At 43.6% G+C, this 25311-nt stretch carries 18 protein-coding genes and 1 pseudogene; 3 read left to right on the plus strand and 16 right to left on the minus strand.

The genetic code is table 11. The features are described from left to right. Window positions 1-102 precede the first annotated feature (102 nt). A complete protein-coding gene (locus tag C0Q44_RS25050; RefSeq protein ID WP_105409919.1) occupies window positions 103-1260 on the minus strand; it encodes a Gfo/Idh/MocA family protein in 1158 nt (385 codons plus the stop codon). Between the two features lie 110 nt (window positions 1261-1370). Between C0Q44_RS25050 and C0Q44_RS25055 the strand changes: the two genes are divergently transcribed. Continuing rightward, window positions 1371-2258, plus strand: coding sequence for an AraC family transcriptional regulator (locus C0Q44_RS25055; RefSeq protein WP_181151168.1), 888 nt, complete (start codon window positions 1371-1373; stop codon window positions 2256-2258). A gap of 66 nt (window positions 2259-2324) precedes the next feature. On the opposite strand, the gene C0Q44_RS25060 is transcribed toward C0Q44_RS25055, so the two are convergent. Further along, window positions 2325-4787, minus strand: a complete 2463-nt coding sequence (locus C0Q44_RS25060; RefSeq protein WP_146113511.1) for an S-layer homology domain-containing protein — start codon at window positions 4785-4787, stop codon at window positions 2325-2327. A 504-nt stretch (window positions 4788-5291) separates the two neighbouring features. Here C0Q44_RS25060 and C0Q44_RS25065 point away from each other — a divergent pair. Further along, on the plus strand, window positions 5292-5513 hold the full coding sequence (locus C0Q44_RS25065) for a DUF3600 domain-containing protein (RefSeq protein WP_258166544.1): 222 nt from the start codon (window positions 5292-5294) through the stop codon (window positions 5511-5513). Window positions 5514-5742: 229 nt separating this feature from the next. Here C0Q44_RS25065 and C0Q44_RS25070 read toward each other — a convergent pair whose 3' ends face one another. The 4 genes from C0Q44_RS25070 to C0Q44_RS25085 all read right to left on the minus strand — a co-directional run bounded on the left by C0Q44_RS25070 (window position 5743) and on the right by C0Q44_RS25085 (window position 11015). Further along, on the minus strand, window positions 5743-6102 hold the full coding sequence (locus tag C0Q44_RS25070; RefSeq protein ID WP_105409922.1) for a hypothetical protein: 360 nt from the start codon (window positions 6100-6102) through the stop codon (window positions 5743-5745). A gap of 11 nt (window positions 6103-6113) precedes the next feature. Beyond that, a complete protein-coding gene (locus tag C0Q44_RS25075) occupies window positions 6114-7070 on the minus strand; it encodes an IS30 family transposase (RefSeq protein ID WP_105409923.1) in 957 nt (318 codons plus the stop codon). Between the two features lie 115 nt (window positions 7071-7185). Then, window positions 7186-8490 (minus strand): glycoside hydrolase family 1 protein, encoded by a 1305-nt coding sequence (locus C0Q44_RS25080; protein WP_258166545.1) that lies wholly within the window; start codon window positions 8488-8490, stop codon window positions 7186-7188. Window positions 8491-8597: 107 nt separating this feature from the next. Next, the gene (locus tag C0Q44_RS25085; RefSeq protein WP_105409924.1) at window positions 8598-11015 is read right to left on the minus strand and encodes a glycoside hydrolase family 2 TIM barrel-domain containing protein; all 2418 of its coding nucleotides are present in this window, start codon (window positions 11013-11015) and stop codon (window positions 8598-8600) included. Between the two features lie 224 nt (window positions 11016-11239). On the opposite strand from C0Q44_RS25085, the gene C0Q44_RS25090 reads away from it, so the two are divergent. Then, window positions 11240-12424: a helix-turn-helix domain-containing protein gene (locus C0Q44_RS25090; RefSeq protein WP_105409925.1), complete on the plus strand. Its 1185-nt coding sequence runs from the start codon at window positions 11240-11242 to the stop codon at window positions 12422-12424. 139 nt (window positions 12425-12563) lie between these two features. Here C0Q44_RS25090 and C0Q44_RS31270 read toward each other — a convergent pair whose 3' ends face one another. From C0Q44_RS31270 to C0Q44_RS25125, 10 genes and pseudogenes are all read right to left on the minus strand, one after another. Next, window positions 12564-13301: a fibronectin type III-like domain-contianing protein gene (locus C0Q44_RS31270; RefSeq protein ID WP_374955151.1), complete on the minus strand. Its 738-nt coding sequence runs from the start codon at window positions 13299-13301 to the stop codon at window positions 12564-12566. Further along, a pseudogene (locus C0Q44_RS31275) lies at window positions 13287-14572 on the minus strand (glycoside hydrolase family 3 C-terminal domain-containing protein); the annotation flags it as partial. The pseudogene C0Q44_RS31275 and the gene C0Q44_RS31270, both read right to left, overlap by 15 nt. A gap of 17 nt (window positions 14573-14589) precedes the next feature. Beyond that, window positions 14590-14850: a hypothetical protein gene (locus C0Q44_RS31280; protein WP_258166548.1), complete on the minus strand. Its 261-nt coding sequence runs from the start codon at window positions 14848-14850 to the stop codon at window positions 14590-14592. A gap of 35 nt (window positions 14851-14885) precedes the next feature. Further along, on the minus strand, window positions 14886-17393 hold the full coding sequence (gene bglX / locus C0Q44_RS25100) for a beta-glucosidase BglX (protein WP_105409926.1): 2508 nt from the start codon (window positions 17391-17393) through the stop codon (window positions 14886-14888). A gap of 41 nt (window positions 17394-17434) precedes the next feature. Continuing rightward, window positions 17435-19690 (minus strand): glycoside hydrolase family 3 C-terminal domain-containing protein, encoded by a 2256-nt coding sequence (locus C0Q44_RS25105; protein ID WP_105409927.1) that lies wholly within the window; start codon window positions 19688-19690, stop codon window positions 17435-17437. Window positions 19691-19719: 29 nt separating this feature from the next. Next, the gene (locus C0Q44_RS30525; RefSeq protein ID WP_219845199.1) at window positions 19720-20643 is read right to left on the minus strand and encodes a galactose-binding domain-containing protein; all 924 of its coding nucleotides are present in this window, start codon (window positions 20641-20643) and stop codon (window positions 19720-19722) included. After that, a complete protein-coding gene (locus C0Q44_RS30530; protein ID WP_219845200.1) occupies window positions 20601-21461 on the minus strand; it encodes a family 43 glycosylhydrolase in 861 nt (286 codons plus the stop codon). Before C0Q44_RS30530 ends, C0Q44_RS30525 begins: the two co-directional genes overlap by 43 nt. A 126-nt stretch (window positions 21462-21587) precedes the next feature. Beyond that, window positions 21588-22475, minus strand: a complete 888-nt coding sequence (locus tag C0Q44_RS25115) for a carbohydrate ABC transporter permease (RefSeq protein WP_074096417.1) — start codon at window positions 22473-22475, stop codon at window positions 21588-21590. Between the two features lie 17 nt (window positions 22476-22492). After that, window positions 22493-23443, minus strand: coding sequence for an ABC transporter permease (locus C0Q44_RS25120; protein ID WP_258166549.1), 951 nt, complete (start codon window positions 23441-23443; stop codon window positions 22493-22495). 237 nt (window positions 23444-23680) lie between these two features. Beyond that, window positions 23681-25222, minus strand: coding sequence for an ABC transporter substrate-binding protein (locus tag C0Q44_RS25125; protein WP_105409928.1), 1542 nt, complete (start codon window positions 25220-25222; stop codon window positions 23681-23683). Window positions 25223-25311: the final 89 nt, after the last annotated feature.

A 25311-nucleotide genomic window follows, 5' to 3' on the forward strand; every position in this document is an offset into this window, starting at 1 on the left:
TGGATACATTCAGTATAATTTTAGAGTACGACGGGTGTCACAGACCTAAAAAAAGATGCCATTTCTCAATGTAATGAGACGGCATCTTTTTCACGTCATATATTACGAATCCAACTTGCTCCCGAGCGTAATACTTGAATCCTCGAAATTCTCCACCGTCGTCTTCTTTTCATAAAAGTGTACGGCATGTTGCATAATTCCTTGCCTTGTATAAAACTCGTCATTATCTCTCATTGGAAAAGTAATCTTTTCTCCTGTACTCGCCGATTTATAGATTCCTACAATCAGTTCAAGTGTATTCCGACCACTTTGGCCATCCACCAATAGCGGTGATCCTGTCTCAATAGCGTTTAACACATTCTCAACTTGTCCAGCGTGACCGACATGAATAACATCCGGTAACTCGTCAGCGAGCTTCTGAATCTGTTGTTCCAACTCTCGATTCGATTCCGGAAATCCGTTACTCCGTGCGGTAGAAGCAACCACTTTCCAAGGTGCAGACACCCGGGCTTCTTTGCCCTGGAAAATTAATTGCTGCTCCTCTCCGTGATGTACGACGGAACTGGTAATCATGCCAAGCGCTCCTTCCTGAAAGCGGAGCATCGCCATAGATATATCCTCGACTTCGGCATTATCATGTGCCGTATTTGCCATCATCGCCTGTAATTCCACTGGAGGTCCCATCATCCAAAGCATGGCGTCAATGTGATGCACCGCATGATTAAGGGTACAGCCTCCACCTTCTTTTTCCCATGTTCCACGCCACCACAGATCATAATAATTGTGACCTCGCCACCAAAACGAATCAACCTGCACATGTACTATAGGACCCACCTGTTTACTGTCTAACACACCTTTCAGCTTCATCATCGGTGTCGTAAACCTATTCTGGGCTACAACGGATAGTAGCCTGCCACTTTCTTGCGCTACTTTCAGCATCAGATCCGCTTCCTCCAGGGAGGAAGCCATCGGTTTTTCGACCAATACATGCGCACCTGCTTGCATGAAATCACACGCAATTGAAGCATGCGTATACGGCGGCGTACAGACGGATACCAGATCAATGTTTTGAGTAAGTAACTCCGTATAATCCGTAATGACTTGTGCACCCTCCAGTCCATATTCGTTCATTCGCTTCTGTGCTTTATCCACGTACAAATCGACTACAGCAACAATCTGACATCGTTCAGGAAATTCCAAATATGCTGAGATATGTGTTCCACTAATTGCACCTGCTCCGATAATCGCCACTTTTAACATCGTTGCATACCTCCCTTATTCCCTTCACAATACACAATAATAAAGCGCTTTTATGCGTTCATCTTGTGCTAAAATGAAACTATCTTGCGTATGAAAAGGGAGGTTTCATGATGTCCATCATCCTGGGAGAACAATTTAACTTGGCCTGTCGTCGTACATCCAACACTACGTTTCGCGAAGTGTTCCATGCTCATTCGCAGATGGAGATAACCTATATCCACGAAGGATATGGACAGTTGATAACCGAAGGGCAGGTTTTCTCCCTTGAACCTGGTATGCTCATGATTTTTAGACCCTTTCAATTGCACCACTTCCAGATTCAAGTATCCAGCCAGCGGCCGTTCATTCGAAACGTGCTTATGTTTGAGCTTGAACTATTGAAGGCACACTGGTCACATTTTACGGCGACTCACCGTTTCATACATGACCTGCTGGGAGAGCAATCTCCGATTCAGCCGATCCGACTTGCTGCCACTTCCCCACTCATTCAACGAATGGAACAATTCGATAAGACCTATTCAGAACTACTACCTCATGAAGCTGGGGAGGATACTTGTCTCTTTATACTTGATTCACTTACGCAACTTCGCTACTTATGGAAAGATGTCGTCATTCACGATTTAAAGGCCTCTGCCGCATCCAGTTCAGTCATCCTTCATCCTCATGCCCAAGCTGCCATGCAGTGGATAGAACAGCATTATTCAGAGCCTTTCCGTTTGGAGCATATCGCCGATACACTTCATCTATCTCCCTATCATCTGTCTCATGTCTTCAAAAAAGCGACCGGCACCACGATTGTTGCTTATGCTCAAGCTACCCGAGTTCGTCATGCCTGCGTATTGCTCACCCGTTCATCACTCAGCGTACCTGAGATTGGTCACCGTGTCGGCATGTCCAGCCCCTCCTACTTTTGCAAAGTATTTCGGAATGCCACTGGCACCACACCGCATCAGTATCGGCTGAAGGTGCAGGGGAGGAAGGAACAGGACACAACATAAAGAAGCGAAAGGAATTCGATTCCTCTCGCTCAATATTTTCTTACATATGTCCCAGCTTGTATTAACTTAGTTCGCCGTCAGCTTTATTTCAAGAGACATTGAACCAATGGAAGTAAGTTTATAATCGCCTGCCTGTAAATCTTTTGTATCGAATTCATAGGTTATGCCAGCCCCATCTTCAGGAACATTCAATTTATGTCCATGACCATCTGTTACTTCTTTATCATAATCAGTAGAAGTACCATAAGTATCTTTATAGACCATGTAGATGGTTTCGCCGCCATAATTCACTTTGAATTTAATAACCGTCCCCACCGGAACAGTAATCTGCCAATTCGTTGGATAATCTATAAACTCAGGACGTGTAAATGACTGGTATTTTCCAGATGCATACAGTTTATTTGTGTAGATACCATCAGTGGTCTCCACAGCATCTGCATGTAAGCGGATGTACGTAGCCTTACCATAGTTTTGTTTTGGCGTTATGCGTACACCGTTTTTTTCAATTACAACCTTATCCTCTACATCCAAGGGACGATAGTTCTTCTGGTCAGTACCTGTTGAGACCTCAACACTATCCCTCAACGTATTCATGTCCACTGCTTGAACAAGTCTGTTGAAGTAAACAAAATAAGATTCTTGATTAGTGGTCCATCCACCCGAAGATAAGATCATTCCCTTATTTTGAAGCTCCGTTCCCGGTCCATCCAGAATCATAATGTTTTTGATATACGAAGCGCGATTCTCCTTATCCACTACAAACACCTTGAAGTTACCAAAGCCAGTTGCTACCTCTCCCACCGGCAATTCAGTACGTGTATTTGCTTCAATGGCTACCCGGTATGCGATTTTTTGTTCAAGAGCTTCTGCAAGCATAACCGGATCTTTCTCATTGACTGTGTTTTTGGACACGTAAGCATATCCGCTACGCGGGCTATACATGTACACGACATCTGTAACCGGAACTGCATCCGATTCTACTCCTACAAAATAATAGGTCCCACCCTCGATACTTCCATACTCTCTACCAGGCAAAGGTGTTACAGGTGTCGTTCCTCCGCCATTCCCCGGATCGGGATTACTCGGAGAAGTGCTACCGCCGCCGCTCCCTGATGATGAACCTCCACTGGCGGACGGTGTAAATGTAATTGAAGGCGTAACAGAGGTTACTAGCATATTCGCTCCTCCAATCTCTACGGTTGTATCCGCAGGCACACCTTCACCCAATTTAACTTTGTTCGGTGCTTTATCCATTGTCACTCCAGTAGCATTAATTGTAGCCTGTTCTATTGTTCCAGTTCCCAACAACTTCACAGCTGCATTAAGAATAAACGATATAATTTTGGCTTCCTGAGTGGTCTCAATCGCAGTCCCTGCTGCAGAATCATTAACGTTCAGTTGATTAATCGTACCAGATGGAATTTGAATGTTAATGCTTTTGGCTACCACATTAACCGTTTCAAAATTACCTTTAAGGTATACTCTCGATTTTTCCGGCAGTGCCTCGGACAACGTCAGTTTGTCGATCTTTGCCCCCATGTCAGACTCGATGTTGGCCGAAGTTTGAACAGTGATTTCCTTAACCTGTGTTTTTCCAGTTGCAACCAAACGCACAGTCCCATCCTGTTTATTCACAATAACTGTCAACAAAACGGAATCTTCCAGATGGACGCTGTTTTCACCGCCACCATACACATATGTTTTCCCCTGTACAGTTACGTTATTAAGGAACACATCACCCTCACCGACAGCTTTGCTAATAATTAAGTCACCAGTAATATTCATATTCTGAAGTGTAATACCTGATGTACCAATTACTACGCTACCTGAAATCTCTTCCCTATTTTCTGTAGATCCATAGGTTCCTTCTTGTCCATACCAATTACCATATGTACTAAAAGCCCTGTCCAAAATCTGCACTGCCTCAGCTCTAGTAATTGCTTTTTTAGGCAAAAAATTTCCATCGCTATATCCAACAATTATCTTCTTTTCAGCCGCACCACTTATTGCTTCTTTACTCCAACTTTGAATGTCTTTATTATCGTTAAATGAGGGTTCTTCGCTTCCCTGCAGATTAAGTATACGCGAGATTGTAGTTGCTGCTTCTTGTCTTGTTAATGTACCTACAGGTTCAAAAGAACCATCTGTGTATCCTTGTAAATACCCTGCTTGTGTTGCTTTAGCGACATCTTTTGCGTACCAGTCTGATGGTTGCACATCTTTAAATATCGAATTCCCCTCTTCTTCATATTGGAAAATTCGATTAATCATAGTTACCCATTCGGCACGGGTAATTTCATCCTTTGGTAAAAACTTATCACTTTTATTCCCGTCTAATATTCCTCGACTTGTCCATTTTTCAATCACATCTTGAGCCCAATATCCTTTGATATCCTGAAAAGAACCTTTAGATACATTAGCTGATACATTCACAGCTGATGAACTATCGGCCGATACAGTATGTACTCCAGTAGCCATGCTGCTGAATAGCATTACCCCTGTTAAAAAAAGACTTCCCCACTTTCGCACGATTCAACTTCCTCTCTAGTAACATCTAATTCTATAGACCTACTACTTTAGTATTATAGATCTATGAAAAGAGTATCATATATGTTCAAAACTGACAATATTTCCACCTACTCAAATTCTCTCTCCAATGCTCCAATATTAATATGCCTAAGTCCTTCTGTTCTGCTGACAAACGTTCCTCATTAATGCTTTCATCCTTATCCACTACTATTGCTTCGTACTTCTTCATTTATGCATACACGGACTTGAACTCGGTAAACTCATAATAATTACTGTCCAAAAAGGGAAAGACAATGAAGAGGGAAACTGAAATCAGGGAAAAAAGAATGAGGAAACGCTTGAGGAAAAGAAAAAGACTGGGAAATGTGCGATTAGATACGCTGCATTTCTCCAGTCTTCGTGTGACTCTGGACAGTTATTTTTATTCAGGGACAATTATTTGGTGTGGGTTATATCATCGATTGAGACTAAAAACTCCGATTATAAACTATTTCTAAGGATTACATGAGGCTGGAAGCGAAGCTACAGACGGCGAAGGCCCATTTCAGCGAAGAAGAATTTGTTCAATATATGGACTTGCTGAAGCAAATGGGGCAAATGGCCGTGAAGTATGCCGATTCTCAAGGTAATATGCATCCAGAACAGTGGAGTACAGTGGAGCAAGAACGATATAGCATCATTGCAGCTGAACTGGAACCGTTTTTTGAGGAGCAAAAAATTAGTTAGAAAAGAGTCTACAGTAGCCACACAGACCATTATCACTTTAAAGAATAATGCTGTTAAAAAAAAGCTACGAAACCATCGCATATCTTTGTACTATTCGAATAGCTTTTGTTTCATTCAATTTTCTCCTCAAACAAGATAAAGATCTTTAAGTAAGACAACAACAAACACAAAAAGGCTACTACTAGTTGCAACCTTTTTGTGTATTAGGTATGAGTATTACGCAGTCCCATCAACTACCCTTCTGGGATTGGAGTCGTTTAATATCATCCAAGGATAATATATTTTCAAGATTAACGTTCACTTCTTTTGCAAATTCAAGAACATTGGTGATAAGTTTACTTCCTTCTTCCTTCCTAGACCAGAGAGGAGTACGTTGCTTACTTTGAATTTGTACAATCTCTTGAAGCACATTATCAGCGTCATAATTGTAGCGATATTCGCACTTCAATTTTTTATCCGAAAAATACTCCATATCATAAAATAAGACACTACACTCTATAAGACCAAATCTTTTTAACATCCGTACTTCGGTGTATCCTTCTTCATAAATGTTAGTAGTTAATTCAATAGGCGTAACTCCTGTATTCATATGACAGATTGTCAAACCAAGTGCGACAGTTCCTCTGTGAAAGATTCGTGAGCGGTTCGCCAACCCAAGCATTTTCGTGGTCTATGGTTAATTAAATTTAGTGAACCGGCGAGATCTTCATCCTCCACTTGAGCAAGATCGGTTCCTTTCGGGAAAAACTCTCGAAGTAAGCCATTCGCATTTTCATTGGAACCGCGTTGCCAAGACGAATATGGATCAGCAAAATAAACGTGCAGGTCATGGCTTGTTTCCAGATTGGCGTAACATGCAAACTCTTTTCCACGATCAGCCGTGGCTGTGAGAAAAGTACCTGTAGGATACTGTGAGATGGCTACACCAAGTGCAATTTCCATGGACAAAGCGGTGCGATCAGGCATGAGAATCGCGGTATATAGACGGGTTTTGCGTTCAATGAGCGTGGCTACGCATCCTTTACTTTTCCCACGACCCGAAACGACGGTATTCAGTTCCCAGTGCCCAAACGTTTCACGGGAACGAACCTCTTTGGGGCGATCCGAAATGGATCTGCCGATAGCGAATTTACCGCGAGTTTCTGTGGGCTTCTGACGCTTCCCTTTGTGCCGAAGGACCTGTAACGTGCCTCGAACCAGACGCCCAGCATAGAGCCAGCGATAGATGGTTTTAAAAGAGACCGACGGCAAGCCTTCGATGCGGAAACGTTCCGTGATTTGCTCCGGAGACCACGTTGCCTGTAGTTTATCCTCCAAGGAAATAGCGATGGCTTCGGACCATTTACCGGGTGAGATCGAAGCTTTACGACGCTCCTCATAAGCGCTCTGAGCCTGCTCTGCATGATAAGGTTGCGATGAAGTAGCACGATCCAATTCACGACAAATCGTCGAAGGATGCCTTCCTAATTCTTTTGCGATGGCTCTTGAACTTTGACCTTGCCGATGGAGGATTTCTAGCTTGCTACGCTCAATTATGCTAAGATGTGTGTAGCTCATGGTGGATTCTCCTTGTGTGAATGTGGTGTAGGAACCTTCATTCTACACGAATCCGGCCATGGGCCCTTTTTCATTTATTTCCAGTAGGTGTCGCACTTCATATTACAATCCGTCACTAATAAATAATATTAGCTCGGGCAATCTTTCCAAGATGATAAGCGCTAGGCTTAGGAGTGCGCTCCTGTGTCTGCCGGTCTACTTCAATTAACCCGAAACGCTTGGAGAATCCAAGCTGCCATTCAAAATTATCAAGTAGTGACCAATGCAAGTACCCCTTAACTGGAATCCCGTCAGCAATACATGCAGCTACACCCTTTAAAGCCCGATCAATAAAAGCAACACGGCGTGTATCATCATCTGTAGCAACACCATTCTCCGTTACGATAATCGGCTTGTTCTGATGTTTCGAAGCACAACGAATAACATTCTCTAGAGCTTCGGGATAGAATTCGTAACCCATCTGGGTACGCTCTCTATCAGCCGGTACAGGGATGAGACCATCCGGTCCGTAGATCTCACGTGAATAGTTCTGTAAGGCCAGGAAATCATCGCCCTCCATATAAGGAAGGAATTGTATAAATTCCTCATGTAATTCATGAGCAGCCTGTTCTTCTCCACCAGGGACGGACTGAAAATCAAAGAGCGACATGCTTAATCCGATTTTAGTGTTCGGACTAACCTGCCGGATAGCCGCCCTTGCCTCCACATGCGATTGGAAGATGATGTGCAGGCCTTTTTCGGAACGTGGTGACAGGAAGGTATGCACCTCCATGGGTGGTATACCAAATGCTTTGGACAATTCAGCATAGTAGTCCCGCATTTGTTCTTGAAAATCCATGTTCATGCCAAGTTGTCCTGCTGCAGATCCCCCCTGCTGATACTGCTTCATAACTTTTGCAATTCCAATAGAAATATTCGCCTCATTGATTGTACATACATAAGGAATTTGATCTCCTAATTGGCTCATGACATGAGCGCAATAACGTGCAAACCTTGCTGGTGTACCTTCAGCTTCCCAACCTCCGGCGCTAATAAGCCACTGCGGGGAGGTGAAATGATGAAGCGTTACGACTGGGGTTACATTCAAGTTGCTGCAAGTTCTTAATACATCCCGGTAATGTTCCATGGCTGCCTCATCGAATTGGCCTTCCTCCGGTTCAATCCGGGCCCACTCGATGGAAAAGCGATACGAATTGAGGCCAAGTGCGGCTAAACGTTCAATATCCTCTCTGTAGAGTCGATAATGATTTACTGCAATTCCTGATGGCTCCTTGTAGCTCGTGCCTTTCAGGTTTTCCATCACCCAGCTATCGCTATTTGTGTTATTACCTTCTACTTGGTGGGCGGCTGTTGAAGCCCCCCATAAAAATTTGTCTGGGAATTGATATTGCATGGTTAACTTTTTACTATTATCGCTCATAATATACCTCCTCGTGAATCTAATTGAGATAACTCTTCCCGCAACAGGCGGCTCCCGCCCATTGCTATGATCGTCCTTAGTGGGTAATGTCTCATATCAAACCCTCCCTATTTACAAACTTCAATTTTCGCAGTTTTTGTCGCACAGCCCTCAGCCTCAACCCTCATCTCAATACTTCCGGCCTCAGTAGGACGAATGACAGCCAAGACTCTTCCATCGTAGGTAAAGTGCGTAGAATTTACATAGCTTTCTTCATTTTTGGGATTCGCGCTCCCCAGACCCTGAAGGATTCCCGCACCATTTACGGTGACGGATACTTTCCGGTCGGCAAGGGGTTTCACCACTCCTTTATCATCCACGAGCGAAATCGTAACAAAAGCAAGGTCAGTATCATCTGCCTTAATTTGCGTGCGGTCAATCTCAAGCTGGACGTTCACTTCGCTCTCAGCCGAAACCAGGGTCATACGTCCGGTTTCCTTTCCATCCGAATAGGCGATTGCCACCACTTCGCCGTGTTGGTATACGGTATCAAACAATGCTTTAAAGTCATGCGCTTCACCAGCGTCTGCTTTACCAACTGATTTTCCATTGATCAACAATTCAACTTCCGTCGCGTCAGAGTATACCTCAACCTTAACAGGCTTACCCTCAAAGCCCTCCCAGCTCCAACTGGAAACGGCGTCACTCCAGCTCCAAGGCATCATTGTAGGCTGCTCACCGTAATGTGCAGGACGCTGAACGGCAATATAAGGCTCTTTGCGCAATCCGAAGACAATTTCACGATAATAAGAAACAGGAAGACGATGACCCGTAATGTCGATATCGCCACAATGTGCTGTCAGCCATGGAAATGCTCCGGACGCCCCAAGCCCTCGGCTGACCTCTCCATATTCAACCCTGCCAAGACCTGATTCCCCTAGATAATCCCATCCTGTCCAAGTGAAATCACCAATGACGTGTCCATTTTCTTGCACTAACTTCCAGTTATTGGCGATATCTTTAGGGAAGGTTTCACTTCCGCAGATCACCCGGTTCGGAAAAAATTCTTTATCAGGTACATAGCAATTGTCCGCATAGTTATATCCCGCGATATCCACCGCCGCAAAGGATTCAGCTGTTGCATTCTTAACAAATTCCAAACCTTGCACGTATTTAATCATATCGCCGGCAGAGGCCATGGCCGAATTGACATCACCTGAGGGTTGGCTGCTCATGACATCCTTCAATTTATCCATGACAGAAACAAAGCCGTTAATCGAGTTAATTACATATCTTGTGCTATCCATACGGCGAATCTTCTCTGCAAGCTTTCTGCCCCATGCCGCACCATTGGCACTCCCTGTCTCTTTGATCTCATTTCCAATGGAATACATGATCACACTCGGATGGTTAAAATCCTTATTCACCATAGCTTCGATATCCCGTTCCCACCATACAGGGAAATTCAAGGCATAATCGAAATCTGATTTCGTGTTCGTCCATATATCGAAGCTTTCATCCATGACCAGCATACCCAGACGGTCACATGCATCCAGCATGGCCTTACTCAAAGGCTGATGCGAGCTACGAATGGCATTGAATCCGGCTTCTTTCAAAATCTCAATGCGGCGTTCCTCAGCACGGCCGATCGTGGCTGCTCCAATCACACCATTGTCATGGTGGATACAAGCTCCGCGAAGCTTTACAATTTCTCCATTGATCGATAGACCTTGTTCAGCATTTAAAGAGAGAGAACGGATTCCAAATGTACTCATCTCCTCATCCAGAATGTTGTCCCCATCCATTACTCTGCTATTGCAGGTGTATAGATACGACGTCTCTACACTCCACAGCTTTGGCAGCTTTACCACCAGGCGCTGGCGCATTGTTGTAACTTCTCCCGCAAAAACAGTTAATGGGGAATGGTCAAAAGCTACTACGTTGCCCTCAGCATCCAGGATTTCCGTGGATATCCGGGTCGTTTGCGGATTCACACCCTCATTCTCTACAAACGTTGCCACGTTCACAATAGCATACCCGTTAGAAATTTCAGGTGTTGTAATTTGAAGGCCATCCACTTGGAAATGCACCAGATTCGCTACCATCATTTTTGTATCACGGTAGATCCCTGTTCCTGTATACCATCGTGAATCGTCACTGCTCTTGGTAACAACTTTAATCTCATTGTCTTCCCCATATTTCAGAAATCGATCTGCTTTGATATAGAAACTGGAATACCCGTAAGGATGCTGTCCTGCGAAGTCCCCGTTGATGTAAACCATGGCGTTCATATATACACCTTCGAATTCAATGGTGATTCTCTTCTCCTTATAGGTCTCGGGTACATGAAATTTCTTTACATAATCGTAAGTTCCATCAGGAAAATATCCCTTTTTGCCTCCACTCACGGCATTCTCACTTCTTAACTTAGAGATCATAGCATCATGGGGCAAAGTAACCTGCTCCGGCATTTGATCTGGAGCCATGTTAAAGAATCCACTATTCGGACCAACAGTCCAGCCCTCATTGAAAGAAACTCGAATCATATTTCACAACACCTTTCGTGATTATAAACTGCATAAATAGGTACTACTGTTATTTTAGAAAACAATAACAGAAAAATATTTCATTTGTGTACCTTATAATATATATTAGTACCACATTGAAAGCGGTTACAGATAAATCACAATATGCCATAACAATAGATAGCATTGCATATTTGTAACTTGGATTATAAGATTGTATTATCTTTTAAAAAGGGGTATCATCTATGATCGACATTAACGTATTCTGTGAAAATCTATATGCTTCTTCCTATATCCCTCTTTATTTGTATAATGATATGGAATTGACTGCGAGCTACCCGGAGCAGAATCTGAATACCTTACCACCCTCCTCTTACCTGTCCAAACTGTTGGAATCAGACAAGCCGGCAACCTATACTTTGACCCGGTTCTATTCCTATTACGGATGCCTCCGGTTGAAAGACAGTAACGCCTGTCTCGTCATCGGCCCTGTCAACGACTTCCCTTATTCTTCCGATTCACTGTTAGCCATGAGTAAGGAGTTTTCCATTGCAAAATCCGATATTGATGATTTTGCTGAGTTTTTCCGGAACATTCCTACACAGAATCTGGATAATTTCATTAAGACACTGATATTTCTCCATTACGCATTGAACCATACCCAGCTTACTAGACAAGAGGTTGAGCATGCGGCAGGTCACCAGACAGATAAGTCCATAGATCAGAAGTATACAGAGCGATCTTATGAGGCGAAAGAAGAAGGGCTCTTATATAACAACTATGCTATTGAACAAGAACTGGTCCGTTTCATTGAAACAGGAAATGTCGGAGGCTTAAAAAAAATTCCAAGCCGGGCCAGAAACTCAAAGTTTGGTACCATTGCTCATAACAATCTCAGACAATGGAAGAATACATTCATAGTAGCCGTCACACTATCCTCCCGTGCGGCCATAAAGGGCGGCCTCACACCCAGCCTTGCTTATCAGCTCTCCAATATATATATGCAGCAGGCGGAACGATTAACGGATGCGGAAGATGTGAAATCACTTTTAGCCCAAGTCCAGATGGATTATACGAACCGTGTTGCTAATTCTATCGTTCCCATCACGGCAGACAAAGTTCTCCATCAGGTCGTACAATATGTCCGTGAGAATACCAACAGGAATTTAACCGTTGCTGAAATAGCTGAGTATGTAGGCTTCAGCCGCCCTTCCCTTTCACGGAAAGTGAAAAAGGAGCTTGGCTTTGACCTGAGTACTTTTATTAAGAAATGCAAGTTAGAAGAGGCCAAGGACTTACTGGCATTTACGGATAAAAGTCTCAGTGAAATCAGTAATTATCTCAGCTTCTCAAGCCAAAGCCACTTCCAGAAATCGTTCAAAGATCAATATGGCATCCCGCCTCACGCTTACCGGAAGTCTGTGCATTAGAAAGTAGCAGCACAAAAAATAAGCCCATCAGGAGAAATGAGCTGCTATAGCACATTCTCCCTGCCGGGACGTTATAATATCAATCCTATTCGTTCTTTGCGTATTCCGAGAAGTTGTACCATTGCGTTATACATACGAATCACTTCTCCTTCTGAGCTGAGTATTTGATGTTCATTTGCTCTAATATTTCGTTGATAGGTTGGCCATCAAGCTCTGGAACAAAGGCCGTCATGATCGATATAGGCTGGATCATTAATGCAGAGTCGTTATTTCCAAGCTGTATCCCCGCTGCAGGCGCCTCTTCCTGGACTAAGCCGATTCGCACCATTCCTTCTACCATCTTGCCAAAGTTCGCTTCCCAAACGGTTTTACCAATCGGATGACGTATAAAGTCCTTTATAGGTGTGAACATTGTGTATTCCATTCCTTCGAGGTTCTCTTTCCCTTCGATATGCAATGTGGTTTCTTGTGCAATCGAATAAGAGGAATACCCAATTTGCACAGTGTATTCACCTGTTTCTACTGCCCAGTCTTGCGCAGCCGTGTTCCAATAAGCAAAATCCCGCTTACCCAGTGTAAAGGTCACCGTTTTCATTTCCCTTGGGTTCAGTTCAATTTTCTCAAAGCCCTTTAATTCACGTACCGGGCGGATGATCTCCCCTTTATGAGGTGCGATATATAACTGTACTACTTCTTTCCCTGTCATACTTCCAGTGTTCGTTACGTCAACCGAGACAGTTACCGTATCATCTTCCGTCATGTTTGTTGTACTAACCCTTAGGTTACTGTACGAAAAAGTCGTATAGGACAACCCATGACCGAATGGAAACAGCACGTCCATCTTTTTGCTCTCATAATAACGGTATCCAACAAACATCCGTTCACTGTAATCTACTACCCCATTTTCCCCCGGAAAAAATAGATAGGAAGGGTTGTCCTCCAGACGAACCGGGAACGATTCCGGTATCCGTCCAGAGGGATTCTCCTCACCAAACAACACCTGGACTGTTGCTTCGCCGACCGCCTGCCCCCGAGGTATACTTCGAGAATGGCTTTCGGTGCTTTAACCCATGGCATTTCCACAGGCGAGCCGTTGTGCAGCACAACAACAGTATTGGGCTGGGCAGCACTTACAGCAGCAATCAGTTCATTATGATTGTGTGGCATCCGCATGTCACCACGGTCGAAACCTTCCGATTCCATCGAATCCGGCAATCCGGCAAAGATTACAGCAACGTCTGCATCCTTGGCTGCAGCAACTGCTTCCTGGACTAGATTCGCATCCGGCTCCAAACTGTCCAAGTGATAACCTTGAGCATAGGTTAAGTTACCAGACATGAGTTGAGCAGCAGCATCGAAAGCATTTGTAACTTTATAACTGTTAATATGACTGGAACCACCGCCTTGATAGCGGGGCGCCTTGGCAAACGCACCTATAAATGCAATTTTTGCATTCTTCTTTAGCGGTAATACATTATTGTCGTTTTTCAAAAGCACCATTGATTCAGCTGAGATCTTACGCGCCAATGCATGGTCGCTGTCGTAATCAAAGGTAACATCTTCTTTACGGTTATCCATTGATTTAAAGACAAGCTCCAATAAATGAATGCAGGCTCTGTCCAGTTCACTTTCGGATAGCTCACCTTCCTGCACAGCCTTTACAATCTCCTGATCTGTTTTGGTAGCTGAAGGCATTGTAAGATCGGTTCCTGCGGCCACGGCTTTGACCCGGTTGTGCGTCGCTCCCCAATCACTGACAACAAGACCCTCAAATCCCCATTCCTCACGTAACAAATCGGTGAGGTATTGTTTGTTTTCTGTAGAGTACGTGCCGCCAATTTTATTATAAGAAGCCATAATGGTCCACGGCTGGGATTGCTTGACTACCCGTTCAAATGCCGGCAAATAGATCTCACGCATGGTACGCTCATCCATTTCAGAAGAAGCGTCCATGCGGCGGTACTCCTGATTGTTGGCGAAGAAATGCTTAAGGCTTGTGCCTACACCCTGGCTTTGAACACCATTTACAAATGCAGCACCAAGTTCTCCGGACAGCATAGGGTCTTCGCTGAAGTACTCAAAGTTACGGCCACAAAGCGGACTGCGTTTAATATTGATACCAGGTCCAAGCAGCACCTGCACATCCATCGCCTGAGCCTCTCTCCCTAAAGCCTCCCCATGCTACTCAGCAACGCTCGGTCAAAGCTGGCTGCAGTGGCACACCCTGCCGGGAAGCAGACTGCTGGCTTACTATTATTTGTACCAGGCTGATCATCAAACGTCCGTAGACCATGAGGTCCGTCACTTGTACGGATGGAAGGGATGTTTAACCGCTCTACCGCTTTTGTCAACCAATCGTCTTTTCCGGAACACAGTCCCGCTTTTTCTTCAAGCGTCAATGTACCGACCATTTTTTCGATATTCATTCTTTTACCTCCTGATTTATACTGTTTCCCGATACCTACACCAGTTCGAAAGCAACTTCCATTACATCAACTGAATTTGAGCCAATATATAGTTTGAACTCTCCGAGCTCTGCTTCGTATCTATGATTGCCTGTGTAGTAGATCAAATCTTGCTCCGAAATTTGGAATTCTACCCTTTGACTTTGACCCGGCTCCAGCCGGATAGAGCGGAAGTTTTTAAGTTCTTTGACCGGACGAACGGTGCTGCCGTATAGATCTTGAATATAAAGCTGTACAATTTCTTCACCGGCATAATGTCCCGTATTGGTTACTGTCACGCTCGCCTGAAGTACTTCTTTCCGGGTCATCTTTGGTAAGTCTATATGGAGATTCGAGTATTCAAATTTGGAATAACTAAGTCCGTATCCGAACGGGTATAACGGATCATTAGGACTATCAATATATTTTGAAATATATTTCTGATCCCGAGTTGCATTCGTCACTGGACGACCAGTTTTAAAATGATTGTAATACACCGGCACTTGTCCTACGTTCTGTGGAAAGCTCATTGTGAGTTTACCAGATGGATTGTAATCACCAAATAAAACGTCGGCTATGGCATGACCTGCCTGGGAACCCAAAAACCACGTTTCAACAATCGCATCCGTATGCTGTTCAAACCAATTAAGCGCAAGAGGCCTGCCGTTAGTTAATACCAGAACAACTGGCTTCCCTGTGGCTACAACCGCTTCAGCCAATTTCATCTGAACCGCCGGGAGTGTAATGTCCGTCCGCGAAGCTGCTTCTCCACTCATATCGCTGTGTTCCCCTAATGCGAGAACAATGACATCTGACTCCTTGGCCGCCATAATGGCTTCCTCGATACCGTTCTCAATATCTGCCTCTACATCGCATCCCTGCACGTACTTCAGCTGGCTCTTATCCAACCCTTTAGCCGATATCCCTTGTAATAAGGATATGGTCTCGTAAGCATATTGGGAGAATTGCCAAGGTCCAAGCAAATCTCTACTCGCACCAAAAGGTCCGATTACTGCAACCTTTTGTTCTCTTTTCAGAGGGAGCACTCCGTTATTTTTGAGCATGACAACCGATTTACGAGCTAATTCTCTACTCTTCTCCAAATGATCTGGATGAAAATGGAGTTGAGCTTCTTTCTCTGGCTGGATATAACGATAGGGATCATCCATAATTCCTATTTTATATTTGTAAGTTAGAATCCGACGAACAGCGTCATTAAGTTGTTCCTCTTTAATAGTACCAGCTTCTACCAGGCGAGGGAGCTCATCAGCATACGCTCTTGTGACCATCTCAATATCCATCGTAGCATTGATGGCCATAGCCGCCGCTTCTCTTTTATCCCGGGCTGCTCCATGAATCTGTATCTCTTCCACGGAACCATAATCCGAGATTAACATTCCCTCAAATCCAAGCTCTTCACGCAGCAACTCACGAAGCAAGAATGAATTCCCGGCCACAGGCACACCTTGATAAATATTGAAGGCATTCATCACTGAACCCGCCCCTGCCTCTATACCCGCTTGGAATGCTGGCAAATGGAAATTCCGGAGTGTTCCCTCGGATATGTCCACAGTATTGTAGTCACGTCCTCCTTCAGTCCCTCCGTAGCCAATAAAATGCTTCAGGCAAGCAATCAAGGTTTCGTCGCTAAACAAACTATCTCCTTGAAATCCCTCAACCTGAGCCTTAGCGATTTGAGCTCCAAGGTATGGATCTTCTCCCGCTCCTTCTACGACACGTCCCCAACGTGGATCCCTGGTCAAATCAACCATAGGTCCGTGATTATAGGTATTGCCAGAAGCAGTCGCTTCCTTTGCTGCAATGGAACAAGCATCTTTAATTAATTCCATGTCCCAACTGCATGACCATGCCAGCGGAACAGGAAAAATAGTCTGAAATCCATGGATAATATCCGCGTTGAAGAATAACGGAATTTTATGAGGAGACTGTTCTACCGCAATTTTCTGCAGCTCATATATACGCTTTAGATCAAATGCTCCAAGAATAGAGCCTGCTTTTCCTTCTGCAACTAATACTTCAGGTGGTGCAGATTCCACTTCGCCGCCAAAAGAGTGATTGGACGATAAACACTGGCTCATTTGCCCAATTTTATCTTCCAGAGACATCTTGCTTAGCAGCTTATCAACTTCTTCTTTTATCTCCGCATCTGTTCGGGGACTTAGATCCGTTTTACGGATCATTTCCGCTAGAGCTGCGAACTCTTCAGACAGAGCGGTTCCTCTACCTTTTTCACCAATCAGCTCAATTTCTTGACCCATCATATCTAATTTTCCGGTAAAAGAGTTTTCTTCAAAATATAAATCGAACGTAAGGATACCAGGCGCATATTTATTATGCCCCTTAGCAAAAAGATGATTTCCCTCTATAACCGTCTCATCTATCTCAACCATAGGGACGGGCTCAGACCAGACGCGGAGCTGCAATTCGTTCAGGTCCTCAATTTGAAAGATAAATTTCATATTAGCAAGTTCTGTTTCAATTTTACTGTTCCAAATTCCAATCATCACAATACCCCTCTCTGGGCTTATCTGATAATTCCAGACTTCTAGCCCTCATTTAAATATGCAAGAAATTGCTCCAGCTGTTCCTGCGGCATTGCTCTTTGGTTCTCAATAATTCTGAGCTTAATACTGTTCAGTAAAGATTCCATGTCCATTCCAAATGGCCCCTCAGACCCAGAGTCTCCGAAGCCCATCCCTGTCAATAACGATGAAATAAATGAAGCAGCAGCTGGTTCAGACTTAATATCGCCTAAGGTAGAATCTAAGGTATATTTCTTACGTAATCTAACGGATGAATTGACCTTGATTGTATCTTGCAGAACGATCACTTTAGAGGATTTACCAATAAGAAGTTCAAAGTCACCGCTTTCCACATGCCAATCCTTTAATTCAACGTTATAATAAGCAAACGCACGTTTACCCAGTTTGAAAATAACCCGCTTTTCCTCTCCTGGAGCCAACTCCATTTTTTCAAAGGCCTTCAATTCTTTAACAGGTCTGATCACACTAGACACAACATCCTGCACGTAGAGTTGTACAATTTCTTTCCCTGCTCTGCCTCCTGTATTCTTCACCTTTACCGAGACTATGACTTCTTCGGAATCTGTAATTTCTTTCTTATTCAATTGAAGCTCGGAATATTCAAACGTGGTATAGGAGAGACCATGCCCGAACGGGAATAAAGGTTCCATCTCAACTTTATCGTAATGACGATAACCTACGAATAGGCCTTCTCTATACTCTACCTTGTCACCTTCACCCGGGAAGTTAATGTAAGATGGGGTTTGGCTCAGTTGAACCGGGAAGGTTTCCGCGAGTTTTCCGGATGGGTTCTTATCACCAAACAGAATATCAGCTACAGCACCGCCCATCCCTTGTCCACCCAAATATGCTTCAAGCACCGCCTTTACCTTGTGAATCCATGGCATTTCAACAGCAGAACCATTGAATAGAACAATGACAGTATTGCTCTGAATCTCGGTAACTGCTTCTATTAAGGCATTCTGATTATCTGGAAGCTTTAAGTGCTCTCTGTCCACACCTTCAGCATCATATTTCTCTGGCAGTCCAACGAACAAAATCGCTACTTCCGATTCCCCGGCAACCTTTTTAGCTTCCTGAATCAATTGAGCATTAATCTCGCCTGAGTCCAATGAATAACCTTCAGCATATTGTACTCGTGCTTGCGACGCTGTTTTAGCTATTTCGTCCATTGGGACTTCTAACTGTGTAGGATTTACCCGTGAACTTCCTGCGCCTTGGTATCTTGGATGCTTTGCAAAGGCGCCGATTACTGCGAGTTTTCCTTGTTTTTGAAGCGGGAGAAGCTGATCGTCATTTTTCAATAACACCATGCTCTCTGCTGCTACGGATCTAGCGAATTGGTGATGAGCTTTTTGATTATAGGTTACGTGATCCTTTTGATTGTCTATCGCTTTATATATAGTTGAAAGAATTCTTTCAACAGCAGCATCCAAGATTTCTTCAGACATAGTACCGCTGCGCACGGCGTTAATAATCTTCTCGCTACCCACACCATTGCTGTCGGGCATTTCCAGATCCATACCTGCTGACAGTGCAACATCCCTCTCACTAACAGCCCCCCAGTCAGAGACAACTATTCCTTCGAACTGCCATTCCTCTCTTAAAATATCATTTAATAATTTCTCGTTTTGTGAGCAATATTCACCATTAATCTTGTTATATGCAGCCATTACACTCCACGGCTGTGCTTGTTTTATTACATTTTCGAAGCTCGCAAGATAAATCTCACGTAACGTTCGCTCATCAAGAATGACATTGATATTGAATCGTTTCGTTTCCTGGTTATTTACGGCAAAATGTTTAAGTGACGTTCCTACCCCTTGACTTTGAACGCCTTGAACATACCTGGTCGTTAATTCAGATGATAGGTAGGGGTCCTCAGAGAAGTACTCAAAGTTTCTTCCGCACAGCGGCGATCGTTTGATATTTGTCCCGGGTCCAAGGAGAATGTGCACATCTTCTGCCTGACATTCTTCGCCAAGTGCAGCTCCAACTTGTTCTATTAAAGTCTTATTCCACGAACTGGCAAGTCCTGCTGCTGTAGGAAAACAAGTTGCGGGCACACTGTCGTTGAGCCCCATGTGATCTTGCGCTCCCGATTGTTTTCTTAGACCATGCGGCCCGTCTGTGAGCATTAGCGATGGTATTTCGTGTTCAGGAAGAGCAGCTGTATTCCAAGCGCCTACTCCTGAGCATAATCTTACTTTCTCTTCCAGGGTCATCCGTGAGATGATTTCTTTAAGATCTCTATTCATTTCAAGCATCTCCTGTCGCGCTAGACGTATTAGATCGCCTTGTAAACTTCGCCTTCAGTTATCCCGATCTCATTAAAACTATCTAACCGGACATATAACGGCTGACCTTTGATTAATGCCTTAATTACCATCTGATTTTTTCCGAATATCATGTGACTATGGTACAGTTTATCTGGAGCAAATCCCCAGAGCACGTTGTAGCCGACCGTTTCAACACTCTTCCAGGAAACCGAGAGATCAAGGTCACCTACAAGTTCGAGTTGGATTTCGCTCGTTTTATCAGGGAGTGTTCCATCACCAATCCCGAACACGCGAAAACCCGAAATACATGCCTGCTGGTTAAAAGGAAGACCCTTTACAATGCACCGGAGATACCTTGCCTTGATTCCTTCTTCTTTCACTATGAGATCATGTGATAAATCGGTATTTGTATCCGACTTATCCTCAATTACAAAATATTCCTTTCCGTCCACTGACCCTTCGAGAATCCATCTGGTATAATGCTGACGTTCGTCGATGAATCGCCCCTCTATCATAGCCGCTCCCTCTGGAAGCGAAAGATCCAATTGATCGTCGGCAAAATTGATTTGGATGGCATGTACGTCGCATGAATGCTTCAAATCTACTTCAATCCATTCTCCAGAAGCATTAGAGCCTGCTTGCCACCAGGTTTGAACATTCTCATCCATCGCTTTCGAAGCTTCTTTTCCTTCTATAAAGGAAGATGCCTTAGCGGGTTTATTGTAAGACAACAGCATCCATTCCGGTTTGTCCCATGGATTCATCTGTGCCTGTTCGATCCTGAAGGGCCAGTCTCCGAATCGCTGATTACAGAATAATTCCCCGTCCTTATCGAAACCTGCAGGCCATAAGCCCAATCTTCTTTCAAGAATATAATTGGTGCTGATTCTCATAGTTGAAGTATGCCAAAGATTCCCGTATTTATCTTCCATTGTCGATCCGTGCCCAGCACCTGGAATGAACCCCCCGGCTTGTAGGAGAAAGGATTATTATTCGCCAGCGTAAACGGTCCTAATGGTTTATTGGATACGTAGACCCCATCCGAATAAACGTTATACTCCGTCCCAGGGCTAGAATATTGAAGATAGTATTTTCCGTTATGCTTATCCATCCATGCGCCTTCAATGTATGGATCATTCCCTACCGCCTGTCTAATCATATTCAAATACTCATCAGGAATACCCGGATTTCCCTTTACATAGCCTTGCACTATCTCCTCAATTTGCTCAAGTGTTTTTGGGATATGATTTTCGCCATTTCTCTCATAACCAATAACCGTAGTATTGCTATAGATCAATTCTAGCGGCTCCCCTTTGGGTTTCATATCCCTTGGATTCAGCTCAACCCCATAGATAGGCGTTTGACTGGAACATCCCCAGTAGAAATAAACCCTTCCATCATCATCTGCAAATAGATTTGGATCCCAGAAAGGAAATGTCCCTTCTATTTCCTCAAAGACACCGCTAATCGGATCTTTTGTTCTGTAGAAAGAGCAATTCTTCGTTCGACTGGATGCAGAAAAATACATATATTCCCCGATAACCCGCACATCCGGAGCATAATCATGAATTGGCAAACCTCTCAAAGGGTAGAATTTCCAGTCATGCAGATTATCGCTTACAAGAAATCCCGCTGTCATTGAGGGAAACATATAGTATTTTCCATGAAATAGAATCATAGACGGATCAGCGGCTTCCCTAAAAGTAAGCATCTTTCCTGGTCCTTCGACAAACTGATATTTGTATTCCATGTTAATCGGATTGCAAACGTACATATTATAACCACTCCCTTGAATTGTCATATTCTCGTTTTACACTACTACTTTGCTCCTGGTTATTGGCACAGAGTGTTTAAGCGATCTGTAAATCTTTCAATTTTACTCTTTGACTGCTCCGGCCGTAGCCCCTTTAACGAACCATTTTTGGAAGATCGGGAACAACGCGAGCATCGGTAAGATTCCCACAATTGCAATGGCCATTCGGATGGTAACTGAAGGCAAATCCGCCGTACTGACTGCAGTGCCTACATTATTCTGCTGTAGGAACTTGATATTCTCGTTTATGTTATTTAATATCGTTTGAACACTTTGGATTTTACTGTTCGTCGAGAGAAAATACATCCCGTTCGTCCAATCGTTCCAATATGTCAAAGCGGTTGTCATCCCAACCGTGACGAACATTGGCATGGACAAGGGAATCGCGATGCTGCGAAATACTCTAAATTCGGTAGCTCCATCGATTCTTGCGGATTCCACGAGCGCTGCCGGCAGGGTATACTCAAAGTAATTTTTAAACATGACGACAAAATAGGCATTCATTAATAAATTTGGAAGTAGCAAGCCGAATATGGTGTCTTTGATATGAAAAATTTGTGTATATACAATATAAGTAGCAGTCAATCCGCCATTAAACAACATTGTGAAGATTAACAGGAACATCAGTAAACTACGCCCCGGAAGATCAGGCTTGCTTAGGGTATACGCAAGCATTGCCGATATAAGCACGCCGACTATCGTACCGACTACGGTGACGAAAATTGAAACCAGATAAGCTTTGCCGATAACTTCCCATTGCCCGGCGATATATTTGTAAGCGTCCAATGAGAATTTTTCCGGAAAAAAACTATAACCATTTCTCAGCGCCGCAGTTTCATCAGTTATGGAGGACATTAATAACAAAATGAAAGGTGCTATTGCCAGTACGGATAAGATAATCATCAGAATATGTCCAGCAATGGACCATTTTCTTTCTTTGATATCTATCATTGTTGATCACTCCATTATTAGAATAGGGAATCTTCCTTGCTATATTTGCGAAGCACCATATTCGAGGCCACAACTAATATGAAACCTACAAACGACTGGTATACTCCCGTTGCTGTTGACATCGTAATATCTCCAAGCTTCATAAGCGCCCGGAATGAATAAGTATCAATTGTTGTTGTGCTGTCATACAGTGCACCCGAATTCATCGGAACCTGATAAAATAATCCGAAATCGGAATAGAATATTCTGCCTATGGCCAAGATTGTCATCAAGATAATAACCGGCTTAAGAAGTGGCAAGGTAATATTCATGATTTGCTGAAACTTCGTCGCTCCATCTATTTTGGCAGCCTCATAATAATCGGAGCTGATGGTAAGAATCCTCGCTGTATATAACAATAAGCTGTATCCAATACCCTTCCATGTATTCACAAACAAAAGAATGAATGGCCAGTATTTAGGTTCGGAATACCAGGAGACAGGATCGATTCCGAGCGGTTTTAAGATGGAATGATTGATGAACCCGGTTTCACTGCTGAGAAACGCGAAGCCTAAATAACTAACGATGACCATGGAGATAAAATAAGGAATCAGTATGGCAGACTGATAAGCCTTGGCAAGTTTTTTGCTAATGATCTCATTGAAGAGAATCGACACCACGATTGCGAAAATCGTGCCCACCACGATAAATAAAAGATTGTACAGAACCGTATTCCGTGTCATGATCCAAGCATCGTCAGTCGTGAACAGGAACTTAAAGTTATCGAACCATACGAACTTCCCATCGAAAATGCTGCCGGAGAAATCAAGTTCCCGAAATGCGATCTGCATGCCGTACAGAGGCATATAATTGTTAATGAATAAGTAGATTAACGCTGGTAAAGCCATAAGATACAAAGGAATATAAGACTTCCAATTTATCTTTTTTTTACGCGCTTTCGGCAAGTTCACATTTGTTGTTGCTTTCACTCACTCCGCCTCCCAATTCGTGCTTTCTCTGAAGTTTTGTTCTACTATTGGACTTCTCAATTGTATCTTACACAAAGAACGTAACCTGACGTTATACCTATGACGACGCAAAAGATATCCTTTTCCGACTTGCTGATTTTTCCGTTTGCGGGAACAAAAAAGAGCTGCCCCACCTGCATTAAACACTACAGGAAGACAGCTCCATGCCTCTTCATTTTAGGAAGGGATTATTCCCCTTTACTTACCGTTCTCAGCGAGCCAGGCGTCTAATTGACGCTGTTTTTCGTCAATAACCTTTTGCAGGCCTGCAGAATAAAGACTGTCGTTAAATTTCTTTATCAACTCATCGGGATCTACAGAACCATTGCCGATCACCTTCGAATATTGTTCAGAGACCGCATCCAATGCCGCGATTTCTGTTCTTACAGGTGTCGGATCGAATAGAAAGCCATACGCTGGAGATTTCAAGGTATTGTCATTCCATTCTTTCAGCTTAATCTTGAAATCTTCAGGGCTAAGTCCACTCGCTTCTACAAATGCTGCACTGAGTGGTTTTTTATCATAATCGCCGAACATCAGCCAGTTGTTCTGATTGTAATTCGCATTTTTGGTTTCGTCCACGGTCCCATCTGCGTTAAGCTCGTAATGTTCACCTTCTATGCCAAATTGTAACAACGTGGATAGCTCTGCGCTGGAATTCAGCAGGTTAAGAAGTTGAATCGCTTTATCAGGTCGTTTACTGGACGATGCTACTGTCCAAAGGAACAGCTGCGAGTCAGTGGTAGTTTGAACAGGCTGATGCAAAGCTACAGTTTTTTGCTCGATTGGTTTCGAAAGACCACCAGTAAATCCCACAGAACTAGCCGCCGTTGCAAAAACCTTTCCATTGAGCAGCAAAGCGCCGCCATCGTCTTGCGAGGTGCTTACGTCCTTGGAAATGTATCCTTTCTGGTACCATTCCCGAACTTTTTTCACCGCATTGATCCATTGCTCCGACTCGTACTCATTTATGATCTTCATACCACTGTCATCCATAAGCCCGCCATATTGATTGCCGAATCCATCGAAATAAACTAAGTTATTCGTAATATTGCCTGAGCTTACTTCTGGCGCAATCATGCTCATCTCGGGTTCGCCTTCATGAATTTTCGCAAAAATCGGGTCCATGTCAGCGATCGATTTGATCGAGTTAATATCGATGTTGTACTTATCCAGGATGCTTTTGTTCATATTGAAGCCAATTGTATTTTTTTGATCCATTTTTTGAGGAATAGCAAATTGTTTCCCGTTAAATTGGCCGGCACCAAGTAGGTCGCCAAGTGTTTCTTTCAGCGCTGGTCCCCAATTCCCAAGCTCCTCATCAATCGGACGAATCATTTTATTGTTAGCAAAAGGAGCAAGATATTGGTTTCCCGGCATAAGCATCAAAAGATCTACTTTCTCTCCGCTTGAAGCTTTGAGAGCGTAGGCATTCGCCATGTTGTATAAGCTAACGCCTTCGAGATCGACTTTCGCATTAATCTCTTTTAAGGTAATTTCATTTAACTTCTCTTCAATTTTCGGAAGGTCTGGTTGCTCTTGCCCCAGAACCGCATAGTTAACTTTGATCGTATACGGTTCTTCATTAAAATCAATTTTTCCGGATAATTCACTATTACTTCCGTTTGAAGCGCTTACATCATTTGGATCCGATGTGTTCCCGTTGTTGCTGTTACTGCACCCGACTAAAGACACCGTTAGTAATGCAGCCAATAACACTGGAGTGATTTTCTTTTTCATTTAAGTTCCCCCTTATAGTGGCATAATCTCTTTCAAATCTTGTCTTTATTATAGAAAACAGGTGGCAGCTAACGGTATACACGATCCGA

The sequence above is a fragment of the Paenibacillus sp. PCH8 genome, from assembly GCF_002968835.1.
Taxonomy (GTDB): domain Bacteria; phylum Bacillota; class Bacilli; order Paenibacillales; family Paenibacillaceae; genus Paenibacillus.